Below are 651 nucleotides of genomic sequence, written 5' to 3'. Positions count from 1 at the left end.
GCGGGACTACCATCAAAAAGTGGCGCTGTCCTGGAGTGGCGAATGACATACCAGTTCTGTGCTTCTGCCCGATTACCTGCCAGCGACTATCAGCATTGCATCTCAGTAGTGTTGGCAAGGAGGCCATAATCTTTCTGCCAAAGACTTTTAGCATTAAAGCCACTAAGGATATAGAGGTTGTTGAATGCTACAAATGGCCGAGCATAAATGGTTTTCATGGCTTTCATATCGAAAAGTCAGCTTCCTCAACCACCTTAGTATTCACATCGTCAACAGAGGGACAAGCTGAACTTTATATTCCGTGGAGCAGCACATCCTCCGAAAAACCTCGCCTAACAGGACCGCTCATCAGAGCCCGCAAGCTCTCTTATGCAGCAGCACCTATTCTGTGGCTCCCACCTTCGCAACATTCAACAACCGTTGAGTTGTCAATTAGAGACTTGCAGACCAAGCAAGTTGCATCTGAGAAGACCATCATTATCGATCCTTCTGATCAATGGTTCAAGCATGAATTAAATCTTGATTTGACAAATACAGGCCGATATGCAGTGCACACATGTTTGACAAGAGAATCCTCAGAGCTGCCAATGAAATGGCGCGAGAACTTCATTCTAGCCGAGCCTACTCATATCCATGATAGATGCCCGCAAA

The 651-nt window shown here is 46.1% G+C and carries 1 protein-coding gene; it reads left to right on the top strand.

What is annotated here, in order from left to right:
- Positions 1–35 precede the first annotated feature (35 nt).
- Positions 36–651: hypothetical protein (locus tag AC01FP_RS18575; RefSeq protein ID WP_474482362.1), on the top strand; the 616-nt coding region annotated here is incomplete at its 3' end.

It is taken from the genome of Cyanobium sp. NIVA-CYA 375 (genome assembly GCF_056108345.1).
Note: the sequence above shows the minus strand (reverse complement) of the source record. Positions and strands in the feature narration are given on the sequence as shown.